16 protein-coding genes and 1 pseudogene are annotated in these 21,921 nt (G+C 69.2%); 12 read left to right on the forward strand and 5 right to left on the reverse strand.

From position 1 onward, the window contains the following. Positions 1–109: 109 nt before the first annotated feature. Positions 110–1,381 (forward strand): ABC transporter substrate-binding protein, encoded by a 1,272-nt coding sequence (locus ACK5IN_RS01010; RefSeq protein ID WP_416894373.1) that lies wholly within the window; start codon positions 110–112, stop codon positions 1,379–1,381. A 77-nt stretch (positions 1,382–1,458) separates the two neighbouring features. On the opposite strand, the gene ACK5IN_RS01015 is transcribed toward ACK5IN_RS01010, so the two are convergent. The 4 genes from ACK5IN_RS01015 to ACK5IN_RS01030 are packed head-to-tail and all read right to left on the reverse strand — an operon-like array spanning position 1,459 to position 5,566. Further along, positions 1,459–2,214 carry an ABC transporter ATP-binding protein gene (locus ACK5IN_RS01015; RefSeq protein WP_416894387.1) on the reverse strand — a complete coding sequence of 252 codons (756 nt, stop codon included), beginning with the start codon at positions 2,212–2,214 and terminating at the stop codon, positions 1,459–1,461. Positions 2,215–2,228: 14 nt separating this feature from the next. Further along, positions 2,229–3,197: an ABC transporter ATP-binding protein gene (locus ACK5IN_RS01020; RefSeq protein ID WP_416894374.1), complete on the reverse strand. Its 969-nt coding sequence runs from the start codon at positions 3,195–3,197 to the stop codon at positions 2,229–2,231. A 37-nt stretch (positions 3,198–3,234) separates the two neighbouring features. Beyond that, positions 3,235–4,212 carry a branched-chain amino acid ABC transporter permease gene (locus ACK5IN_RS01025; RefSeq protein ID WP_416894375.1) on the reverse strand — a complete coding sequence of 326 codons (978 nt, stop codon included), beginning with the start codon at positions 4,210–4,212 and terminating at the stop codon, positions 3,235–3,237. A gap of 10 nt (positions 4,213–4,222) precedes the next feature. Beyond that, the gene (locus ACK5IN_RS01030) at positions 4,223–5,566 is read right to left on the reverse strand and encodes an ABC transporter permease subunit (protein ID WP_416894376.1); all 1,344 of its coding nucleotides are present in this window, start codon (positions 5,564–5,566) and stop codon (positions 4,223–4,225) included. Between the two features lie 178 nt (positions 5,567–5,744). On the opposite strand from ACK5IN_RS01030, the gene guaB reads away from it, so the two are divergent. From guaB to guaA, 6 genes are all read left to right on the forward strand, one after another. Continuing rightward, complete coding sequence (gene guaB / locus ACK5IN_RS01035; RefSeq protein WP_416894377.1) at positions 5,745–7,247, forward strand: IMP dehydrogenase; 1,503 nt, start codon at positions 5,745–5,747, stop codon at positions 7,245–7,247. A gap of 230 nt (positions 7,248–7,477) precedes the next feature. Beyond that, positions 7,478–8,350: an endonuclease domain-containing protein gene (locus ACK5IN_RS01040; RefSeq protein WP_416894378.1), complete on the forward strand. Its 873-nt coding sequence runs from the start codon at positions 7,478–7,480 to the stop codon at positions 8,348–8,350. Between the two features lie 195 nt (positions 8,351–8,545). Continuing rightward, positions 8,546–9,664 (forward strand): GuaB3 family IMP dehydrogenase-related protein, encoded by a 1,119-nt coding sequence (locus ACK5IN_RS01045; protein ID WP_416894388.1) that lies wholly within the window; start codon positions 8,546–8,548, stop codon positions 9,662–9,664. Next, positions 9,661–10,512, forward strand: coding sequence for an SURF1 family cytochrome oxidase biogenesis protein (locus ACK5IN_RS01050; protein ID WP_416894379.1), 852 nt, complete (start codon positions 9,661–9,663; stop codon positions 10,510–10,512). Before ACK5IN_RS01045 ends, ACK5IN_RS01050 begins: the two co-directional genes overlap by 4 nt. Positions 10,513–10,522: 10 nt before the next feature. Further along, a complete protein-coding gene (locus ACK5IN_RS01055) occupies positions 10,523–11,077 on the forward strand; it encodes a DUF3817 domain-containing protein (RefSeq protein WP_416894380.1) in 555 nt (184 codons plus the stop codon). Further along, positions 11,074–12,651, forward strand: a complete 1,578-nt coding sequence (gene guaA / locus ACK5IN_RS01060) for a glutamine-hydrolyzing GMP synthase (RefSeq protein WP_416894381.1) — start codon at positions 11,074–11,076, stop codon at positions 12,649–12,651. Before ACK5IN_RS01055 ends, guaA begins: the two co-directional genes overlap by 4 nt. A 66-nt stretch (positions 12,652–12,717) precedes the next feature. Here guaA and ACK5IN_RS01065 read toward each other — a convergent pair whose 3' ends face one another. Continuing rightward, entirely contained in the window at positions 12,718–13,626 is a 909-nt protein-coding gene (locus tag ACK5IN_RS01065; RefSeq protein ID WP_416894382.1) for a Bax inhibitor-1/YccA family membrane protein, read from the reverse strand. 133 nt (positions 13,627–13,759) lie between these two features. Here ACK5IN_RS01065 and ACK5IN_RS01070 point away from each other — a divergent pair, with 133 nt between their 5' ends. From ACK5IN_RS01070 to ACK5IN_RS01090, 5 genes and pseudogenes are all read left to right on the forward strand, one after another. Next, positions 13,760–14,743 carry a glycerophosphodiester phosphodiesterase family protein gene (locus tag ACK5IN_RS01070; RefSeq protein ID WP_416894383.1) on the forward strand — a complete coding sequence of 328 codons (984 nt, stop codon included), beginning with the start codon at positions 13,760–13,762 and terminating at the stop codon, positions 14,741–14,743. 28 nt (positions 14,744–14,771) lie between these two features. After that, positions 14,772–14,894 (forward strand): hypothetical protein, encoded by a 123-nt coding sequence (locus ACK5IN_RS01075; protein ID WP_416894384.1) that lies wholly within the window; start codon positions 14,772–14,774, stop codon positions 14,892–14,894. Positions 14,895–15,003: 109 nt separating this feature from the next. After that, positions 15,004–17,538 carry a DEAD/DEAH box helicase gene (locus ACK5IN_RS01080; protein ID WP_416894385.1) on the forward strand — a complete coding sequence of 845 codons (2,535 nt, stop codon included), beginning with the start codon at positions 15,004–15,006 and terminating at the stop codon, positions 17,536–17,538. 18 nt (positions 17,539–17,556) lie between these two features. Further along, on the forward strand, positions 17,557–20,580 hold the full coding sequence (locus ACK5IN_RS01085) for a hypothetical protein (RefSeq protein ID WP_416894386.1): 3,024 nt from the start codon (positions 17,557–17,559) through the stop codon (positions 20,578–20,580). Between the two features lie 186 nt (positions 20,581–20,766). Continuing rightward, a pseudogene (locus ACK5IN_RS01090) lies at positions 20,767–21,885 on the forward strand (ATP-dependent helicase); the annotation flags it as partial. Positions 21,886–21,921: the final 36 nt, after the last annotated feature.

The following is a 21,921-nucleotide window of genomic DNA, read 5'->3' on the forward strand; positions in this document are numbered from 1 at the left end:
GGTGACGATCGTTAACGAACGGCAACACACCGGTGACGGTTCCCGCATTAGGTTTGTGACAGGGGGTCGGCGCCGAGTCGACCCGCGTTCATTCACAGCAAGGAGCAATATGAGCGTCTTCACTCGTGGCAGCGCACGGCGCTCGCGGACGGCAGGGATTCTCGGTGCCGTCGCGATCGCCGGTGCGAGCGCCCTCGTCCTCACAGGTTGTTCGGGTGGAGGCGGCGACACGCCGACCTCTGACGCCCCCGAGACCCGCGACCTCACGCTGAACATCGGCACGGTCCTGCCGCAGACCGGTGCGCTGGCGTTCCTCGGCCCGCCCGAAGAGGCCGGCGTCGGCCTGGCGACCGCCGAGATCAACGAAGCGGCCAAGGGAATCACCGTCAACGTCGAGTACGGCGACTCCGGCGACCCCGACAACAAGGCGTACGAGACCACGGTCCCGAAGCTGCTCGGCGAGGGCGTGCAGGCCCTCATCGGCGCCGCGTCGTCCGGTGTGACCAAGCTCTTCCTCGACCAGGCCGTCGGCGCGGGCGTCATCACGTTCTCGCCGGCGAACACGTCGCCCGATTTCACCACGTGGGAAGACAACAACCTCTACTGGCGCACCGCCCCCAGCGACCTGCTGCAGGGCGAGGTGCTCGGCAACCTGATCGCCGAGGACGGCCACCAGGCACTGGGCATCATCTACCTCAACGACGCCTACGGCACGGGCCTGGAGGCCTCGCTGACGGAGACGTTCGAGAGCACGGGTGGCGAAGTTGTCGCGACCGAGTCGTACAACGCCGGGGACACCAACTTCTCGGCGCAGATCTCGGCGATCCTCGCGCAGAACCCCGATGCCATCGCGGTCATCGGCTTCGAGGAGACGGCGACCATCGTGCCCGCGTTCGTGAACAGCGGCTTCCCCGGTGGCGACTTCTACTTCGTGGATGGCAACAGTTCGCAGTGGGGCGCCGACATGCCGGTGTCGATCGAGGGCTCGAAGGGCACCCAGCCCGGTCCGGTGCTCGCTGACGACTTCCAGCAGCGCCTGATCGCGCAGTGGCAGGAGCAGTCGGGCGAAGAGCTCGTCGACTTCAACTACGCCGGTGAGTCGTACGACGCCGTCGTGCTGCTCGCCCTGGCGTCGCTGGCGGCGAACTCGACCGAGCCGGCCGACATCGCCAGCAAGCTGCAGGAGGTCTCCGGCGGTTCCGGTGACGGACAGCAGTGCACTTCGTTCACCGAGTGCGCCGACATCATCCTCGCCGGCAACGTCGCCGACTACGACGGCTACTCCGGTGGCATCGCGTTCGACGACGCGGGTGACCCCACCGAGGCGACCATCGGCATCTTCCAGTACGGTGCCGAAAACACGCACACGCGCATCAACTGACGCGCTGAGCGGAGAGAGGGCGGATGCTTCGGCATCCGCCCTCTTCTCGTGCGCTGGGGCCCGCTCGTGCGGGGATGTCAGTCCTGGCCGAGCGACCCGAGATACAGGCCGATGACCTTGGGGTCGTTGAGCAGCTCGCGGCCTGTGCCCTCATAGGCGTCGCGCCCCTGGTCGAGCACGTAGCCGCGATCGCAGATCTGCAGGCAGCGGCGTGCGTTCTGCTCGACCATGATCGTCGTCACGCCCGCCTTGTTGATGTCGGACACCCGGATGAACGCGTCGTCCTGGCGCACCGGCGACAGACCCGCGGACGGCTCGTCGAGCAGCAGCACGGCTGGATCCATCATCAGCGCGCGTGACATCGCCACCATCTGTCGCTCACCGCCCGAGAGCGATCCGGCACGCTGCTTGAGGCGTTTGCCGAGCTCGGCGAAGATGCCGGTGACGAACTCGAGGCGCTCGGCGAAGACCTTCGGCCGCTGGAACGCGCCCATCTGCAGGTTCTCTTCGATCGTCAGCGACGGGAAGACGTTGTTCGTCTGCGGCACGTAGCCGACGCCGCGCGTGACCAGCTGGTCGGAGTGCAGGCCGACGATGCTCTCGCCGTTGACGGTGATGTCGCCGCCGCGCACCTTGACCATGCCGAAGATCGACTTGAGCAGAGTCGACTTGCCGGCGCCGTTCGGGCCGATGATGCCGATCAGCTCGCCCTTGCGGGCGACGAGGTTCGCCCCGTTGATGATGTTGATGCCGGGCAGATAGCCCGCGGTGAGGTCGGCGACGTTCACGACGATACGGTCGGACTTCGCAGCCTCGTCGGAGGGGGAGGCCACTGCCACTGCGTCGTTCACTTGTTCTCCTCCTCGGCCTCGGCGATCGCCTCCGCCTCCGATTCCTTGATCTCCTCGAGCAGCTCCTGTGCAGACGTGTCGAGGTCGCCGGCGATGCGTCCTGTGACGACGCCGAGGTCGACGTCCTGGTGGTTGCCGAGGTAGGCGTCGATCACGGCCGGGTTCTGCATGACCGACTCGGGCGGGCCCTCGGCGACCACGGCACCCTCGGCCATTACGACGACCCAGTCGGCGATATGCCGCACCATGTGCATGTCGTGTTCGACGAACAGCACGGTCATCCCCAGTTCCTTCAGGTCGAGGATGTGATCGAGCAGCGACTCGGTGAGGGCCGGGTTCACACCGGCCATCGGCTCGTCGAGCATGACCAGGGTCGGGTCGCTCATCAGCGCGCGCGCCATCTCGAGCAGCTTGCGCTGGCCGCCCGACAGCGACGCTGCGTAGTCGTCGGCCTTCGCATCGAGCTTGAAGCGCGCGAGCAGCTCGCGGGCCTTCGCCTCGATCTCGACCTCCTGCTTGCGCCAGAGGAACGGCAGCATGCTCGTCCAGAACCTCTCGCCGACCTGGCCGGTTGCGCCGAGCTTCATGTTCTCGAGGACCGACAGCAGCGACAGCGCCTTGGTCAGCTGGAACGTGCGCACCTGGCCCAGGCGCGCGACCTTGAACGAGGGGATGCCGCTGAGCTGCGTGCCGTCGAACGACCAGCTGCCCGAGTTGGGCTTGTCGAACCCGCACAGCAGGTTGAACAGCGTGGTCTTGCCCGCACCGTTGGGTCCGATGAGCGCGGTGATGGCGTTGCGCGGGATCTCGAGGTGCTCGACGTCGACGGCTGTGAGGCCGCCGAACCGGCGCGTCACGTTGTCGGCGACGAGGATCGGGTCGACCTTCGCCACGCCCGGGGCGGGCTCGCCCTTGGCGAGGCCCGTGGACTTCGGGCGGCGGATGCTGCCGGTGGACGTCGGCACACTGTCGGTCTGGGGAGGGGTCTCATTACTTGACCGGTTACTTGACAAAGGTCAGCTCCCTCTTGTTTCCGAGAATGCCCTGCGGGCGGAAGATCACCAGCAGCATCAGCGCCACGCCGACGAAGACGTACCGCAGCACGCCCGCCTGGATCGAGCTGATCGGCAGGATGCCTGCGGCCGCGAGGCCCGGCAGGATGCCGTCGAGCAGCGCCATGACGACCCAGAACAGCACCGCGCCGAGCGTGGGGCCGAACACGGTCGCCGCGCCGCCCAGGAGCAGGATCGTCCAGATGAAGAACGTGAGGCTCGTCTGATAGGTGGCGGGTACGACTGCCGACGGCAGGGCGAGCACGACCCCGCCGAAGCCGCCGAAGATGCCACCGAGCACGAGCGCCTGCATCTTGTAGCTGAACACGTTCTTGCCCAGCGAGCGGACGGCATCCTCGTCCTCGCGGATGCCCTTGAGCACGCGACCCCACGGGCTGCGCATGACCGACCACACGATGAACACGGCCACGGCCAGCAAGAACAGGCCGAACACGCGCACCCACCATCCATCGGAGGAGTACACCCACGGCCCGAAGCCGAAGTTCCCCGGTGGGAACGGGTTGGCCTCACGGAAGCTGGCATGGTAGCCGCCCAGGCCGTCCGCCGAGTTCGTGAACTCGTCGAAGACGGTGGAGGTGAACAGTAGCCGCACGATCTCGGCCGCCGCGATGGTCACGATCGCCAGATAGTCGGCGCGCAGGCGCAGCGTGGGGATGCCGAGGATCAGCGCGAAGACCGTCGCCCCCACCATGCCGATGAGGATGCCGACCCACCAGGGCAACCCGAAGGTCAGGATCGAGATCGCGTAGCTATACGCGCCGATCGCCATGAAGCCGGCGACACCGAAGTTCAGCAGGCCCGCGTAGCCGAAGTGCACGGCCAAACCCGTCGCGGCCAGCGCGTAGGCGATGGTCGTCGGGCTGATGATCCAGCCCGCGGCGTTGTTGAGAATTCCTCCCCAGTCCATGTCGCCTCCCTCAGCCGATTCGTTCGCGTCTGCCCAGGATGCCCTGGGGTCTGATGAGCAGCACCACGATCAGCACCATGAGTGCGCCCACGTACTTCAGGTCGGCGGCGATCCACAGGCTTGACACCTCGACCAGCACGCCGACGACGATCGCGCCGATCAGGGCGCCGAAGGCGGTGCCCAGGCCGCCGAGGATGACTGCGGCGAAGATGAGCAGCAGGATGTGCACCCCCATGTCCCAGCGCACGCCGGGGCGGAAATAGGCCCACAGGATGCCGGCCAGTGCCGCCAGGCTGGAGGACAGCATCCACACGATCCGCACGACCCGCGACACGTTGATGCCCGACGCCGCCGCGAGATCCGGATTGTCCGAGATGGCACGCGTCGCCTTGCCGATGCGCGAGTAGATGAGCCACAGGGCGACGACGACGATCACGACGATGCTCGCGCCCATCGACATCATTGCAACCGGCGAGAGGCCGACCGAGCCGAACAGCGGGATCTTCGCCGAGCCCGCTCCGGGCAGCTGCATGGTGTTGCCGCCGAGGAAGAACTGGAACACGTAGCGGCCGGCCAGGGAGAGGCCGATGGTCACGATCATGAGGGGTACGATGCCCAGCCCTTTTCGTTTCAGTGGTCTCCACATGGTGAGGTCGATGAGATAGCCGAGCACCGCGCCGGCGATGATCGACAGCGGGATCACCAGCCACATGGGCATCGACAGCGGGAACGCGAACACCACCGCCATGATCGCGCCGAAGGTCACCAACTCGGCGTGCGCGAAGTTGGTCAGGCCCGTCGTGCCGTAGATCAGCGACAGGCCGATCGAGGCCAGGGCGAGCAGCAGGCCGAAGTTCAGCCCGTTGAAGAGCCGCTCGACGAACTGATCGAAGAACGAGGTGGTGACGCGCTCACCCTGACCGAGGAACAGGTTGACGATCTTCGTTCCGGTCAGGCCGAATTCGACGTCGAAGGATGCGGTCGTGCCGTCGATGGGCGCGATGCCCTCGGGCAGCTGCTCGGGGTCGACGATGACACCGTCGGGCAGCGTGTTCTCGTCGACGGTGAGCACGTACTCGGCCTTCTCGGGCACGTACAGGCGCCACCGGCCGTCGGCGTCGGTCACCGTCTCGGCGTCGAACCCGTTGCCCTCGATCGTCATCGTGACATCGCTGACAGGGTCACCGCCGTAGGTGACGACGCCGCCGAAGTAGTAGGGCGTCTCCTCCTGGCCGTCGGTCGTCGCCGCCGTGGCGGGCGTCGCGACCAGGAGCATCACGAACGCGAGCACGGCGCCGAGCAGGGCGATCAGCCACGGCGCGAATCGCCGGGCGGGTGCGGTCGTAGAACCCACAGAACCTCCAGTTCGCCAACACGCGCACCGAGGCTCGGATCGCATCGGCTGTGATGAACGACGCGTATGAGCGTACTGTCTCGGAGCGCATTCGACCAGCCGTCACGGAGACCGTGTCGTACCCGTGACCGAAAGAGCGCGGAGTACCGCCCCCGTTCGCGGCCTCGAATCAAGTGACATGGAGCACAACGACCCCTTCGGCTTCGTCGGTCTCACGTACGACGATGTCCTGCTGCTGCCCGGCCACACGGATGTCATTCCGAGCGAGGCAGACACGTCGTCTCGGGTGACCCGGCGCATCACCGTCGCGACGCCGCTGCTGTCCAGCGCGATGGACACCGTGACCGAGACGCGCATGGCGATCGCGATCGCCCGCGAGGGTGGTCTCGGAATCATCCACCGCAACCTCTCGATCGACGACCAGGCGGCGATGGTCGACCGAGTCAAGCGCAGCGAGTCGGGCATGATCACCGACCCCATCACGACGAGCCCCGATGCTTCCATCGAAGAGGTCGACGCGATGTGCGCGCAGTACCGCATCTCGGGACTTCCTGTCGTCGACGACGCGGGTGCGCTGGTGGGCATCATCACCAACCGCGACATGCGCTTCGTGTCGGGCTTCGAACGCCAGGCCACCAAGGTGCGCGACGTCATGACCGGCGAGGGGCTGGTCACGGGCCGGGTCGGCATCGGCGCGAACGAGGTCATCGCGCTGTTCGCCCAGCACCGCATCGAGAAGCTGCCGCTCGTCGACGACGACGGCAAGCTCGCCGGGCTCATCACGATCAAGGACTTCGACAAGAGCGAGCAGTACCCGCTCGCGACGAAGGACGACCGCGGCCGGCTGCGCGTGGGCGCCGCGATCGGCTTCTTCGGCGACGCATGGGAGCGCGCCGGCGCGTTGCGCGACGCGGGTGTCGACGTCCTCGTCGTCGACACCGCCAACGGCCAGTCGGCGGGCGTGGTCGACATCGTCACGCGGCTGCGAGCGGATTCCTCGTTCGACCACCTCGATATCGTGGGCGGCAATGTGGCCACGCGCGACGGCGCCCAGACCTTGATCGACGCGGGGGTGGATGCCGTCAAGGTCGGTGTGGGTCCGGGGTCGATCTGCACCACGCGTATCGTCGCTGGCGTCGGTGTGCCCCAGGTCACGGCAATCTACGAGGCATCCCTCGCCGCCCGCGAAGCGGGCATCCCCCTGATCGCCGATGGCGGTCTGCAGTACTCGGGCGACATCGCCAAGGCCCTGGTCGCCGGTGCCGACACCGTCATGCTCGGGTCGCTGCTGGCCGGCACCGAGGAGTCGCCGGGCGAGATCGTGTTCCAAGGCGGCAAGCAGTTCAAGCTGTACCGTGGCATGGGGTCGCTGGGCGCGCTGCAGACGCGCGGCAAGAAGACGTCGTATTCGAAGGACCGCTACTTCCAGGCCGACGTGCCGAGCGACGACAAGCTGATTCCCGAGGGGATCGAGGGCCAGGTCGCCTACCGCGGGCCCGTGTCCGCCGTGGCGTACCAGTTGGTGGGGGGTCTGCGGCAGTCGATGTTCTACGTGGGCGCCCGCACCGTCGACGAGCTCAAGGAGAAGGGCCGGTTCGTGCGCATCACGGCGGCCGGCCTGAAGGAGTCCCATCCGCACGACGTGCAGATCGTGGTCGAGGCCCCCAACTACAAGCGCTGAGTCTACGCACGGCCCCCGGCCGCCGCACCAGGTTCGCAGAAGCGCGCGATGTTCGCAGGCGGAGAGTGGATGCCTGCGCGCACGCCGCGAAACTGCGAACATCGTGCCGCGCGCCCGAGCCGTGGATTCGTGCGGCGTCTGCTCCTGCACAGGGGCGAGGCACACATGAGTTGTGCACACCCTGCCCGCCGTGCACCCCCGCGGCGGTGCACGGCGGGCAGGGTCTATCCGTGGCTGCTCGCAAGAAGACCTTCGACGACCTGCGCGGGTGGCTGCGCACCCATGAGGGCATCGCGCACCGCGAGCATGTGCTGCGCGCCGGGTTCGGCATCCACCTGATCCGCGACTTCGTGCGCGCCGGTGGCGCGCGGCGCATCCGCCGGGACTGGATCGCGCTGCCCTCTGCCGCCGCCGACCTCGCCACGGCCGCGGCGGGCGGCGGCAGGGTCACGTGCACATCGCTCGCCCGGCGCCGGAAGTGGTTCGTGCCCGAGTCCGTCGGCACCGAGCTGCACCTGCACCTCGTTCCGGGCTCCGGTGCGGCGCGCCTGGGCGCCGGCTGGCCCGGCATCCTGCACTGGAACTCGCCGGTCGCTCCGGCCGGCGACCGCACCCTGGTCGCCCCGATCGAGGATGCCCTGGCCCACATCGCCGTGTGCCAGCCGTTCGACGTCGCCCTCGTGCTGTGGGAGTCGGCCGCGAACCGCGAAGGCATCGCGGGCGAGGTGCTGCGTGGCATCCCATTCCGTTCGCCGGTCGCACGCCGACTCGCCGAGTCGGTCACCGGGCTGTCGGACTCGGGGCTCGAGACGATGGTGGTGACGCCGCTGCGGCGCTGGGGCGTGCCGGTGCGCCAGCAGGTGCTCTTGGCCGGGCGCCCGGTCGACGTGCTGATCGGCGACCGGCTCGTGGTGCAGATCGACGGGTACGAGTTCCACTCGTCGAGCGCGCAGCGTAGCCGCGACATCGCGCACGATGCCGAGCTGCGGCTGCGGGGCTACACCGTGCTGCGTGTCAGCTACGCCCAGGTCGTGCACGGGTGGCCCGCGCTCGAGGCGACGATCCGCCGCGCCATGGCCGCCGGGCTGCACTTGGCTACCTGACCAGGTTCGCAGAAACGCGCGATGTTCGTAGGCGGAGAGTGGATGCCTGCGCGCACGCCGCGAAACTGCGAACATCGTGCCGTGGGGCACTCGCCTCCGCCGCGAGGAAGAGGCCGCCAAGGCCCGTGCCCGGGCGGCGAAGGCCGGCCGCTACTCCGCCGCCTGAGCAGCCGCGGGTAGGCTGGGGCCGTGAGCATGGACATGGAACTCGGCCGCGCCAAGCGGGCCCGTCGCGCGTACACGTTCGACGACATCGCGGTGGTGCCGTCGCGCCGCACCCGCAACACCGAGGATGTCTCGACCGCATGGTCGATCGACGCGTTCACCTTCGACATCCCTGTGCTCGGCGCCCCGATGGACTCGGTCGTGAGCCCGGCGACGGCGATCATGCTGGGTCAGCTCGGCGGCCTCGGGGTGCTCGACCTCGAGGGGCTGTGGACTCGCTACGAGGACCCGCAGCCACTGCTCGACGAGATCGCGTCGCTGCACGACGGGCACGCGACCCGCCGCATGCAGGAGGTGTACGCCGAGCCGATCAAACCCGAGTTGGTCACGCAGCGGCTCGCCGAGATCCGCGCCGCGGGTGTGACCGTGGCGGGCTCGCTGACCCCGCAGCGCACGCAGGAGCTGTATGAGACGGTGGTCGCCGCCGGCGTCGATCTGTTCGTGATCCGCGGCACCACGGTGTCGGCCGAGCACGTCTCCAGCGTCGACGAGCCGCTGAACCTGAAGAGGTTCATCTACGACCTCGACGTGCCGGTGATCGTCGGCGGCGCCGCCACCTACACCGCCGCGCTGCACCTGATGCGCACGGGTGCCGCCGGGGTGCTCGTCGGGTTCGGCGGGGGAGCCGCATCCACCACGCGGGCCACGCTGGGCGTCCACGCGCCGATGGCGACCGCCGTCGCCGATGTGGCCGGCGCCCGCCGCGACTACCTCGACGAGTCGGGCGGGCGGTACGTGCACGTGATCGCCGACGGGGGAGTGGGAACGTCCGGCGACCTGGTGAAGGCACTGGCGATGGGGGCGGATGCGGTGATGCTCGGCGTGGCGCTGGCGCGCGCGACGGATGCCCCGGGCCAGGGGCACCACTGGGGTCCCGAGGCGCACCACCCGTCGTTGCCGCGCGGCCGTCGCGTCACGGTCGACCGGGTCGCCACGCTCGAGGAGGTGCTCTACGGACCGGCGCCCGTCGCCGACGGCACGGCGAACCTCATCGGCGCGCTGAAGAAGTCCATGGCGACCACGGGGTACTCCGACCTCAAAGAGTTCCAGCGAGTCGAGGTCGCGGTGGCGCCGTACGGCGGCGTATGAAGGCCCAGGGAGCGACCCGACAGGCTCCGGCGGTGTTTCCGCCGACGCTGCGCGAGGTGCTGCTGCGCCCGCGCTGGCTGGCGCTGCTGGTGCTGTGCCTCGTGGTCGCGGGCGTGTTCGCGTGGCTCGGGCAGTGGCAGCTGAGCCGTGCGGTCGACATCGCCCCGGCACCCCCCGGCTCGACCGAACAGGTGCAGCCGATCGACGACGTCGTCGTCCCGGGCGCCTACCTCAACGGCCCGCAGGTCGGGCAGCGCGTGTCGGTGAGCGGCCAGTGGATCGCCGACGACTTCCTCGTCGTGTCGTCGCGGTTCAACGACGACGTCGAGGGTTACTGGGTGACCGGGCAGCTGCGCGTCAGCGGATCGACAGGCTCGGGGACAGGTGCGACACCCACGTCGCTCGCCGTCGCGGTGGGGTGGGCACCCACGCGCGCGCAGGCGGAGGCCGTGGCATCCACTCTCTCCGCCCAGGTCGCGCAGAATCCGGCGGCGGTCTACGACCTCACCGGCCGCATCATCTCGGACGAGGGCCCGGCCGCGCCCCCGCGCGATGCCGACCCGCAGGAGATGACCCGCATGTCGCCGGCGGCCCTGCTGAGCCGGTGGCACGACATCGAGGGGCTCGACGTGTACCGGCCGTTCCTCACCGCCGACCAGCCACTGGGCGATCTCGTGGCGATCTCGTCGCCGGCGCCGGTCGAGGGGTCGCCGGTGAACTGGCTCAACATCTTCTACGCGGCGGAGTGGGCCGTGTTCGGGGGGTTCGCGTTCTACCTCTGGTACCGGCTCGCCAAGGACGCATGGGAGCGCGAGCTGGAAGAGCTCGACGAGGAGGCCGCGACGTAGACTGGGGGTCATGGTCGCCCCGAAACTCGCCTCTTTCCCGAAGATCCGCGGTGCGCTGACCTTCTACGAGATCTGCGCGGTCATCACCGGCGTCGGACTGCTGCTGCTCGTGGCCGAGATGATCCTGAAGTACACGCCGATCCACCAGGAGCTCTTCCTCGGCGGCTCGGGCGGGTTCCTGTGGCTCGCGCCGGCGCTCGCCGGCCCCACGTGCGAATGGTGGTCGCTGTTCGTCCCCATGATGAACACGTGCGAGATGACCTCGACCGGCGACGGCGCCAACATGTCGCTGCTGATCCTCGTCGCGCACGGGTGGTTCTACGTCGTGTACCTGTTCTCGTGCTTCCGGCTGTGGAGCCTGATGCGCTGGCCCTTCGGGCGCTTCCTGATGCTGGCGCTGGGCGGTGTCGTGCCGCTGCTGTCGTTCTTCATGGAGGCGCGCATCGCCCGTGAGGTGAAGGCGTATCTCGCCGCACGCGAGGCCGAGGCATCCGCTGTCGATGCGGAGCCGCTCGCCGTGCACTCCACTCTGACCGCCAGCATCCCGACCGAAGGTGACCGGTGACCGTGCAGACCGAAGCCCGCCCCGTCCTCGTCGTCGACTTCGGCGCGCAGTATGCCCAGCTCATCGCGCGCCGTGTGCGCGAGGCGGGCGTGTACAGCGAGATCGTGCCGCATACGGTGACCGCCGCCGAGATCGCGGCGAAGAATCCGGTCGGCCTGATCCTGTCCGGCGGCCCGTCGTCGGTGTACGCCGACGACGCACCGGCGCTCGACTCGACGGTGTTCGGGCTCGGCGTACCGACGCTCGGCATCTGCTACGGGTTCCAGGTGATGGCCCAGGCGCTCGGCGGCGAGGTCGCCCAGACCGGGCTGCGCGAGTACGGGGCGACGGATGCGGAGCTCAGCACCGACGGCGGCGTGCTGCTGGGCGGCCAGCCCGCCATCCAGAACGTGTGGATGAGCCACGGCGATCAGGTGTCGCGGGCGCCGGAGGGGTTCGAGGTGCTGGCCACCACGGCGGCGACGCCGGTGGCCGCGTTCGGCAGCGACGAGCGCCGCATGTACGGCGTGCAGTGGCACCCCGAGGTCAAGCACAGCGACCACGGCCAGCGCGTGATCGAGAACTTCCTGCACCGTGCGGCGGGCATCGCTGCCGACTGGAACAGCGGCAACGTCATCGCCGAGCAGGTCGCACGCATCCGCGCCCAGGTCGGCTCGGGGCGCGTCATCTGCGGGCTGTCCGGCGGGGTCGACTCCGCCGTGGCGGCGGCGCTCGTGCACGAGGCTGTCGGGGATCAGCTGGTGTGCGTGTTCGTCGACCACGGGCTGCTGCGTCAGGACGAGCGCGAGCAGGTGGAGACCGAGTACGTGGCGGCCACCGGCATCCGGCTCGTCACCGTCGACGCGCACGAACGGTTCCTCGACGCACTCGCCGGGGTCAGCGACCCGGAGGAGAAGCGCAAGATCATCGGGCGCGAGTTCATCCGCACCTTCGAGGCGGCCGAGCGCTCGCTGGTCGAAGAGGCGGCGGCCGACGGGGAGCCGATCCGGTTTCTCGTGCAGGGCACGCTGTACCCCGACGTGGTGGAGTCCGGCGGCGGCTCGGGCACCGCGAACATCAAGTCGCACCACAACGTGGGAGGGCTGCCCGACGATCTGCAGTTCGAGCTCGTCGAGCCGCTGCGCACTCTGTTCAAGGACGAGGTGCGCGCCATCGGGCGCGAGCTGGGTCTGCCGCCGGCGATCGTGGAGCGGCAGCCGTTCCCCGGCCCGGGGCTCGGCATCCGCATCGTGGGCGCCGTGACGGCCGAGCGGCTCGAGATCCTGCGCGAGGCCGATGCCATCGCGCGGGCCGAGTTGACCGCGGCGGGCCTGGACGGCGAGATCTGGCAGTGCCCGGTCGTGTTGCTGGCCGATGTGAGGTCGGTGGGCGTGCAGGGCGACGGGCGCACCTACGGGCATCCGATCGTGCTGCGACCGGTGTCGTCGGAGGACGCGATGACCGCCGACTGGACGCGCCTGCCCTACGACGTGCTGTCGCGCATCTCGAACCGCATCACCAACGAGGTGCGCGAGGTCAACCGGGTCGTGCTCGACGTGACGTCGAAGCCCCCCGGCACCATCGAGTGGGAGTGAGCCGCGGCGCTGCCGCACGAGAAGAGGGCCGCCCGACGGGCGACCCTCTTCTCGTGATGCTGAGGCCTACTGAGACCGGACGATCGCGATGATGCGCAGGATCTCGATGTAGAGCCACACGACGGTGACCATGATGCCGAAACCACCGAGCCAGCCCATCTGACGCGGGGCGCCATTGCGCACGCCCTGCTGGATCGAGTCGAAGTCGAGCACGAGCGAGTACGCGGCCATGATCACGACGAAGATGCCGATCAGCACACCCCACGGAATGCCGAAGATGGGGCTCGGCTCGCTGCGGAGGCCGAACGCACCCGTGCTGACGCCCGTCCACATGAGGATGAGGTTGACCAGCGAGAAGGCCAGGTAGCCGAATATCGCGATCATGAAGATCTTCGTGGCCTTCTTCGAGGCGCGCACCTTGCCGCTCGCGAACAGGGCCAGTGTGACACCGACGACGACGAGCGTCGCGATCGTCGCCTGGATGACGATGCCGGGCCACATCATCTCGAAGAAGGCCGAGATGCCGCCGACGAACAGACCCTCGAACGCCGCGTACCCGAAGATCAGCGCCGGGCGCACCTTCTTGCGCGAGGTGAAGGCGACCACCATGGCGAGCACGAAACCGCCGACCGCACCGACGATCCACGGCACGATCGTCGGGCTCGGGTTGGCGGCGGTGACCGGCGCCATCGTCCACACCCAGCCGACGGCCGCGGTGACCAGCAGCACGGCGAACAGGCTGAGCGTCTTGAGCACGGTGTCTTCGACGGTCATGCGGCCGGTCTCGATCGCGCCGGCCGGCGGGGCGGCGAACGCGCCTTCGAGCTGGGCGTTCGCGGCGGCGTCGGCGTGCGTTGCAGACGCCGCCGCTGTGCGGCCGCCGAGCTGCGCAGCCTGCGGGCCGCCCGGGTAGGTCTTCACGGCGCGCGGGTCTTGGAAGGCCGGGGTGTTGAATGCGGGGTTGTCGAGGGCCATGTCGCTCTCACACTCCTGTTTTCACGGAAAGCTGTTGTTCAAGGCTATCGTGCGGCGGGGTCGCCGCCGCACGATGTTCCTGAGATTGCCCTATGAACCGCCGTGGTCGTCGCCCGCGGGTTAGCGTGGAGCGGTGAGCCGCAGGCATCCACTCGTCATCGGTCACCGGGGGGCTCCCGGGTATCGTCCCGAGCACTCCGCGTCGTCGTATGCACTGGCGCTGGCTGCCGGCGTGGACGCTGTCGAACCCGATGCGGTCGTCTCCCGCGACGGCGTACTGGTCGTGCGTCACGAGAACGAGATCTCGGAGACGACGGATGTCGCAGCGCGCCCGGAGTTCGCCGGTCGCCGCGCCACGTGCACGGTCGACGGCATCGAGCGCTCGGGGTGGTTCACCGAGGACTTCACGGCCGACGAGCTCGCCGGGCTGCGCTGTCGTGAGCGGGTGCCCGCTCTGCGCCCGGCGAGCGCCGCGTTCGACGACACCGAGCCCGTGCTGCGGCTGCGCGAGGTGCTCGATCTGGTGCGGGCGGCGTCGATCGATCAGCAGCGGCCGATCGGTGTGGTGCTCGAGCTCAAGCACGCGACGCACTTCGGGCAGCAGGGGTGGGATGTCGCCGCGCTCGTGGCCGCCGAGCTCGAGGCCGCCGGCTGGCTGTCGGGCGATCTGCCGCTGGTGATCGAGTCGTTCGAGCAGACGGTGCTGGCACAGCTGCAGGTGCGCGGCGTGCCCGCGACGTATGTGTATCTGGTCAAGGCGTCGGGTCGGCCTTACGATCTCGTGGCCGCGCAGGGGGCTGCGGCATCCACCTATCGCTCCCAGCTGCGGCCCGCGGGGCTCGATGCGTTCGCCGACCGGTTCGACGGCATCAGCGTGAACAAGCGACTGCTGCTGTTGGCCGGCTCGGTCGTGGCCGATGCCCACGCTCGGGGGCTGGAGGTCTACACGTGGACATGCCGTCCCGAGAATACATTCCTCGACCGGCGGTTCCGGCGCGCGGGTGGGGCGGGTGCGTTCGGCGCCTATGAGCAGGAGTGGGCGGTGATCCGGGATGCCGGTGTCGACGGCGTTTTCGTGGACCACCCGGATCTCGGGGTCGCCTTCTTCGGCGCGTGAGCCGGTCGCGTCGAAGATGGTCGACGCGATGCGTGTCGTCGACGGGCGATTCGTCGACCGCATCGGCACTCGCGGGGCCAAGGAGCGGCGACTGCGGGAGACCAGGCGGTGCACCGACGTCAAGCGGCTGCGGCGACCACCCGACGACTGAGCACGCTCGGGCGCGTTCGCTTGCCGTGTTCTGCGGGCAGACCCCGCAGAACGAGACAGGTGGATGTCGGTCGCACCCGCACGGCAGAATGAGGCAGGATCGAGGGGACATGGATGCTTCGCCCCGGCTGGACCCGACGGTCGCGCGCGATGCGGCCGGGGCGATCGACCCGGATGCCGCGTACACGGCGTTCGTCGAATGGGTCGAGGCCTCCGGCATCCACCTCTATCCAGCGCAGGACGACGCCGTCATCGAGATCGTGTCGGGACAGCACCTCATCCTGTCGACCCCGACCGGCACCGGAAAGTCGCTCGTCGCGGTCGCGGCGCACTTCGCCGCGCTCGCCGACGGCCGGCGCAGCTTCTACACGGCGCCGATCAAGGCCCTCGTCAGCGAGAAGTTCTTCGCGCTCGTCGACGTGTTCGGCGCAGAGCGCGTCGGCATGATCACCGGAGACTCGTCGGTCAACGCCGAGGCGCCGATCATCTGCTGCACGGCCGAGATCCTCGCCAACCTCGCCCTGCGCCACGGCCCCGAGACACCGGTCGGGCAGGTCGTGATGGACGAGTTCCACTTCTACGGCGACCCCGACCGCGGGTGGGCGTGGCAGGTGCCGTTGCTCACGCTGCCGCACGCGCAGTTCGTGCTCATGTCGGCGACGCTCGGCGATGTCGCCGAGCTGGCCGCGGACCTCACCCGGCGCACCGGTCGCGACACGGCGACCGTCACCGGCGTCGAGCGGCCCGTGCCGCTGCACTACTACTACGAGACGACGCCGATCCACGAGACCGTCGACGATCTGCTGCACACTGACCGCGCCCCCGTCTACATCGTGCACTTCTCCCCGGCCGCCGCCATGGAGCGGGCCCAGGCGCTCGCGAGCGCCCAGGTGGCCACGCGCGCGCAGCGCGACCTGATCGCCGACGCGATCGGCGGGTTCCGCTTCACCACAGCCTTCGGCAAGACCCTGGCGCGCCTGCTGCGACTGGGCATCGGTGTGCACCACGCCGGCATGCTGCCGAAGTACCGGCGGCTCGTGGAGCAGCTCGCCCAGCGCGGGATGCTGCGCGTGATCTGCGGAACCGACACCCTCGGCGTCGGCATCAACGTGCCGATCCGCACGGTGCTGCTGACAGCGCTCACCAAGTTCGACGGCACCCGGATGCGACAGCTCACCGCGCGCGAGTTCCACCAGGTGGCCGGCCGTGCGGGGCGCGCCGGGTTCGACACCGCCGGCACCGTCGTCGTGCAGGCGCCCGAGCACGAGACCGAGAACCTGGCGGCGCTGCGCAAGGCCGGCGACGACCCCAAGAGGAAACGCAAGATCATCCGCAAGAAGGCGCCCGACGGGTTCGTGTCGTGGGGCGAGCCGAGCTTCCGCAAGCTCGTGGCCGCCGAGCCCGAGACGCTGCGCTCGCATATGCAGATCACCAGCGCCATGATGCTCAACGTCATCGCCCGCGGCGGCGACGTCTTCGGCACGGTGCGCGCGCTCGTCTTCGACAATCACGAGCCGCGCGACCGGCAGCGTCTGCTGGCGCTGCGCGCCCTGGGCATCTACCGCACCCTGCGCGAGTCGGGGGTCGTCGAGCAGCACTTCGACAGAATCAGCGACCAGAACCGCGTGCGGCTGACCGTCGACCTGCAGCCCAACTTCGCCTTGAACCAGCCGCTGTCGCCGTTCGCGCTGGCGGCGTTCGAGCTGCTCGACGGCGACTCTGCGTCGTTCGCGCTCGACATGATCTCGATCGTCGAGGCCACGCTCGACGACCCGCGCGCGGTGCTCGGCCAGCAGGAGTTCCTCGCCCGCGGCGAGGCGGTTGCCGCCATGAAGGCCGAGGGCATCGACTACGACGAGCGGATGGAGCTGCTCGAGCAGATCACCTGGCCCAGACCCCTCGACGAGCTGCTGACAGCCGCGTTCGAGACGTACAGCGCCGCACAGCCGTGGATCCGCGACTTCGAGGTGCGGCCCAAGTCGGTGGTGCGCGACATGTACGAGCGGGCCATGTCGTTCGGGGAATATGTCGCGTTCTACAAGATCTCCCGCTCCGAGGGCGTCGTGCTGCGCTACCTGTCGGACGCGTACCGCGCGGCGTCACAGACCATTCCCGAGCATCTCAAGACCGACGATCTGCGCGATCTCATCGAGTGGCTCGGCGAGCTGGTGCGCCAGGTCGACTCGAGCCTGCTCGACGAGTGGGAGCAGCTCGCGCACGGCCACCCTGTCGATAGCGACGAGGAACCGCTCGTGCCGCCGGCGCCGAAGCGCCTGACGAGCAACACGCGAGCGTTCCGCGTGCTCGTGCGCAACGAGCTCTTCCGTCGTGTGCAGCTGGCCGCACGCGACGACGTGGTGGCGCTCGGCGCGCTCGATCCCGAGCTGGGGGAGAGCGGGTGGGATACCGCGCTCGACGCGTATTTCGCCGTGCACGACGACATCCTCACCGGTGCCGACGCACGCAGTGCCGCACTGCTGATCATCGATGCCTCCGGCCCCGTCTGGACCGTACGGCAGATCATCGACGACCCCGCCGGAGACCACGACTGGGGCATCTCTGCCACGGTGGATCTGGCCGCATCCGACGAGGCCGGAGAGGCGATCGTCGTGGTGACCGCCGTCGGTCAGCTGAACGTCTTCTGAACAATTAGGCTCGATGGCATGACGGCGGCGCGGCGCAAGGCGATCACCGCCATCGTCACCGCCATCGTCCTGCTCGCTCTCGGCGCCGGCGTCGGGGTCGCCGTCGGCGATGCGCTTGGGATACGCACCGAGCCGGCGACGCAGATGGACCCTGCCCCGGCCGTCGTGCCGTCGGTGCAGCCCGCCGCGGCGCCACCGGTGTTCACCGCGATCACGGCACCGGACGGCGCACGTTTCGATGCCGCGATCGACGAGCTGCGCGACGCCGTCGACCAGGCGTCGGCCACGGCGGGCGAGGCATCCCTCACCGTCGCCGAGCCGGCAGGCGTCGGCACAGGAGACGGCTACCGGCTGAGCGGCGACGCATCGGCTCTGCACCTCGAGGCGGACACCGCCGCGGGTGCTGTGCGCGGCGTGTACGACCTGGCCGCAGCGGTGCGCAGCGGCACGCCGGTCGACGGTCTCCTCGGCGCGCACGAGGCATCCCGCCTGCCCCTGCGCATGGTCGATCTCGGCGCCGTGGGCGTCGCCGCCGACCCCGCAGAATGGGCGCCGGGGACGAACTACTCGCACGTGTCGGATGCCTTCCGCGAGGTGTATCTCGAGGATCCTCCGTACATCGACCGGGCGAAGCTCGCCGAGGCCTACGACGACTGGGATGCGTTCCTGCGGCACATCGCCGCGCTCGGGTACACCTCGACGGCCTGGCCGGGGTTCCTCGAGTACGCCGTGATGCCCGACGGCGTCTACCCCGAAGGCGACACGCACCCGGCGCGCACCGCCGCGCTGCGCGACGCGTTCGGCCCGTTCTGGGAGCGCGCCGCCGAACTCGGCATCGGCGTGTACCTGCGTACCGACATGCTCGCGCTGACCCCCGCGCTCGACGACTACTTCGCGGTGCGCTTCGGGTCGGCAGACACCGAGCACCCCGAACTGTGGCAGGTGTACACAGACGCGCTCGACGAGCTGTACGCGGCCTACCCGGCGCTGCGCGGCACCATCCTGCGCATCGGCGAGGGCGGTGACATCTACAAGACTCCCGGCTGGGACTACTACTCAGCGCTGGCCGTGCGCACGGTGCCGGCGGTGCGGGCGATGCTGCAGGCGTTCACGGCGCAGGCCGAGACATCCGGCCGCGAGGTCGTCTTCCGCACCTGGAGCGTCGGCATCGGCGACGTCGGCCAGATGCACACCGACGTCGCCTCGTACGAGGCGGTGCTCGCCGGTATCTCTTCGCCCGCGCTCATCGTGTCGACCAAGTACACGCTCGGTGACTACTACAGCTGGCTGCCCCTCAACGACACCCTCGAGGCCGGTGATCACCGCCGCATCGTCGAGTTCCAGAGCCGCCGCGAGTTCGAGGCGTTCGGGTCGTTCCCCACCGACCTCGGGCCGGAGTTCCAGTGGGCGCTGCAGACGCTGCTGGCCGCGAACCCGCACATCGAGGGCGTGTGGACGTGGACCCAGGACGGCGGCCCCTGGCGTGCCGGGCCGATGATCCTGTATCTGAAGGCCGGGTTCTGGCAGCTTCCCGAGCTGAACACGATGCTCGCCGCGGCCCTCGCGAACGACCCCGAGGCCGACGTCGGGCAGGTCACCGTCGACTGGGCGCGCGAGTACTTCTCCGACGACCCCGCCACGGTCACCGCAATCGCCGAGGCCATGGCGCTGTCGCAGCAGGCGATCCAGCACGGGCTCTATGTCGGCGCGTTCGCCGAGAAGCGCGCGTTCGCACTGGGACTCGAACCCCCGCCGCAGATGCTGCTGTTCGAGTGGGACATCCTCACCGGTGACACCGCGACCCTCGACGTGCTCTACGCCATCATCGGCGCCGACCGGGTCGACGAGGCCATCGCCGAGGGCGATGCGGCGCTCGCGACGGTGGAGCGGATGCGGGCACTCATCACAGGGACGGATGCCACGACCTGGCGCGACCCGCAGCTGCGCCAGGACTTCGTCGACGCGCTCGACTACGAGGCCGACGTGTTCGGGTTGCTCGGCGCCTACCGGGCGATGTTCCTTCACCAGGCCGCGTGGCACGCCACCGGATCGGGTGCGGAGTACGACGCGTGGCGCACGGCCCGTGACGATTACGTGCAGCGCGCCGCCGCGCACCTCGACCGGTACGAGGGCGACGTCGCGCACCCCGCATGGAACCTCACCGCGGCAGAGCTCGGGGTTCAGCGCGGTGATCGCGACCTCGCTATGGCGTGGGCCGCGCGCATCCTGCTCGTGCTGGCCCTCGCCTGGCTGATCATCGGCATGCTCGCGGCGCGCACGCGCCTCGTCCGGCGGCCCGGTGCTGCGGCGGCGCGTGCCGCGTGGGTGTCGTCGACACGGCCCTGGCGTGCCCGTGAATCGACCCTGGGCTTCATGCCGTTCGACCGTTGGCTCATCATCGGGGTCCCGATCGGGCTGCTCGTCGCGACGCGGGCGGTGCAGACATCCTTCCTCTCCTGGATGCACCTGGCCGTCGTGTTCGCCGCGTGGATCGTCTTCGCTCTGCTCGTGCGCCTGCTCGTCGGGCGGCGCTCGCCGTGGCCGGTGATCGCCGCCGTCGGCGGGGTGGTCGTGCTGCGCTGCATCGTGACGCTGGTCGCGCTGAGCTTCACCGGTCCCGGCGGCTACTGGTACGGGTTCTGGGCCGACCCGGTGCTGCGTGTGCTGTACATCTGCGTGGCCTTCGCGCTGTTCCTGTGGCTGTTCATCGTGACCGGATGGGCCCTGGCCACCCAGCTCGGCGGGCGACGGGCGACGGGCATCGTGCTGGCCGCGGTCGGTGCCGGACTGGCCGTGCCGGCCGCGGTGATCGGTGCGATCGGGCTCGAGCGGGCGCTCACGGTGTGGAACGACGAGATGGGCATTCTGCCGTGGGGCATGGCGCGCATCCTCGGCATCACGACGTTCCTCGAGATACCGGATGCCAGCGCCTGGTACGCGGCCGCGTTCGGCGTCGTTCTCGTGGTCGCCGGGCTGCTGCTCGCCCTGCTCGGGCGCGGGCTGCCCTACGCACGCGGCGACAAGTCCGTCACCAGCCTGTGACCAGGAAGACGTATCGACGTATCCACGGGTGCTCACCTCGGCGGTGTCGGCGGGGGTCATCCGCCCGGCTCCCCGGCCGAGGCACGGGGGCACATCGAGGCGCTGCGCTCGAACGACTCGGTCGTCGACGTTCAGCCAGAGCCGCCCACGCGGGGTGTCCCTACCCGCGCCTAGACTCGAAGTGCCATGATCGATGCCTCCACGCCCATCGTCGTCGGCGGTGACCGCGGCCCGCAGCCGGGCGCAGGCCGCCCCGACGAGGACCTGCTCGAAGGGCTGAACCCCCCGCAGCGCGTCGCCGTCGAGTATCGCGGGCCCGCACTGCTGATCGTCGCGGGCGCAGGCTCGGGCAAGACGCGCGTGCTGACGCACCGCATCGCGAGCCTGTTGCGCAACCGCGAGGCGTGGCCGAGCCAGATCCTCGCCATCACGTTCACGAACAAGGCCGCCGGTGAGATGCGCGAGCGCGTGCACCAGCTCATCGGCGACGCCGCGCAGGGCATGTGGATCTCGACCTTCCACTCGGCGTGCGTGCGCATTCTGCGGCGTGAGGCGCAGCAGTTCGGTTTCACGAAGAGCTTCACGATCTACGACTCCGGCGACTCGCGCGCGCTCATCAAGCGGCTCGTCAAGGAGCACGAAGCCGACGCGTTCGGGCTGACGCCGGCATCCGTGCAGGGTCGCATTTCGAAGCTGAAGAACGAACTGATGGATGCCGAGGGCTTCGCGCGGCAGGCCAACATGAGCGATCCCGCCGAGCGGCTGTTCGCCGAGCTCTTCGGGGACTATCAACGCAACCTGCAGAAGGCGAACGCGTTCGACTTCGACGATCTCATCGCGCAGACGGTGTTCCTGTTTCGGGCATTCCCGCACGTCGCCGACACGTACCGTCGCCGGTTCCGGCATGTGCTCGTCGACGAGTACCAGGACACCAACCACGCCCAGTACGCGCTCATCCACGAGCTCACCCGCCCGGTCAGCGGTGACGGGGCCGTTTCGTCTCGCGCGTCGGGCTCGCCCGACGACCGGGACGACGGGATGATGATCTTCGACGTGCCGACCGAGCAGCAGCCGGGCGCCTCGCTCACGGTCGTCGGTGACTCCGATCAGTCGATCTACGCGTTCCGCGGTGCCGACATCCGCAACATCACCGAGTTCGAGCGCGATTTCCCCGGCGCGAAGGTGGTGCTGCTGGAGCAGAACTACCGCTCCACGCAGAACATACTCTCAGCCGCGTACGCCGTGATCGGATACAAATTCGACAGCAAGGACTAGATGCTGTGGACAGACGTCGGCGACGGCGAGTAGATCGTAGGATTCACCTGGTACTCGCAGCACGAC

This window comes from Microbacterium sp. (assembly GCF_047971895.1).
Lineage (GTDB): Bacteria > Actinomycetota > Actinomycetes > Actinomycetales > Microbacteriaceae > Microbacterium.

Coding starts and splice junctions, on each gene's coding strand:
- ACK5IN_RS01010 (WP_416894373.1), top strand. CDS start 110: ATGAGCGTCTTCACTCGTGGCAGCGCACGGCGCTCGCGGACGGCAGGG.
- ACK5IN_RS01025 (WP_416894375.1), bottom strand. CDS start 4,212: ATGGACTGGGGAGGAATTCTCAACAACGCCGCGGGCTGGATCATCAGC.
- guaB (WP_416894377.1), top strand. CDS start 5,745: ATGGAGCACAACGACCCCTTCGGCTTCGTCGGTCTCACGTACGACGAT.
- ACK5IN_RS01045 (WP_416894388.1), top strand. CDS start 8,546: ATGGACATGGAACTCGGCCGCGCCAAGCGGGCCCGTCGCGCGTACACG.
- ACK5IN_RS01050 (WP_416894379.1), top strand. CDS start 9,661: ATGAAGGCCCAGGGAGCGACCCGACAGGCTCCGGCGGTGTTTCCGCCG.
- ACK5IN_RS01055 (WP_416894380.1), top strand. CDS start 10,523: ATGGTCGCCCCGAAACTCGCCTCTTTCCCGAAGATCCGCGGTGCGCTG.
- ACK5IN_RS01065 (WP_416894382.1), bottom strand. CDS start 13,626: ATGGCCCTCGACAACCCCGCATTCAACACCCCGGCCTTCCAAGACCCG.
- ACK5IN_RS01075 (WP_416894384.1), top strand. CDS start 14,772: ATGCGTGTCGTCGACGGGCGATTCGTCGACCGCATCGGCACTCGCGGG.
- ACK5IN_RS01080 (WP_416894385.1), top strand. CDS start 15,004: ATGGATGCTTCGCCCCGGCTGGACCCGACGGTCGCGCGCGATGCGGCC.
- ACK5IN_RS01085 (WP_416894386.1), top strand. CDS start 17,557: ATGACGGCGGCGCGGCGCAAGGCGATCACCGCCATCGTCACCGCCATC.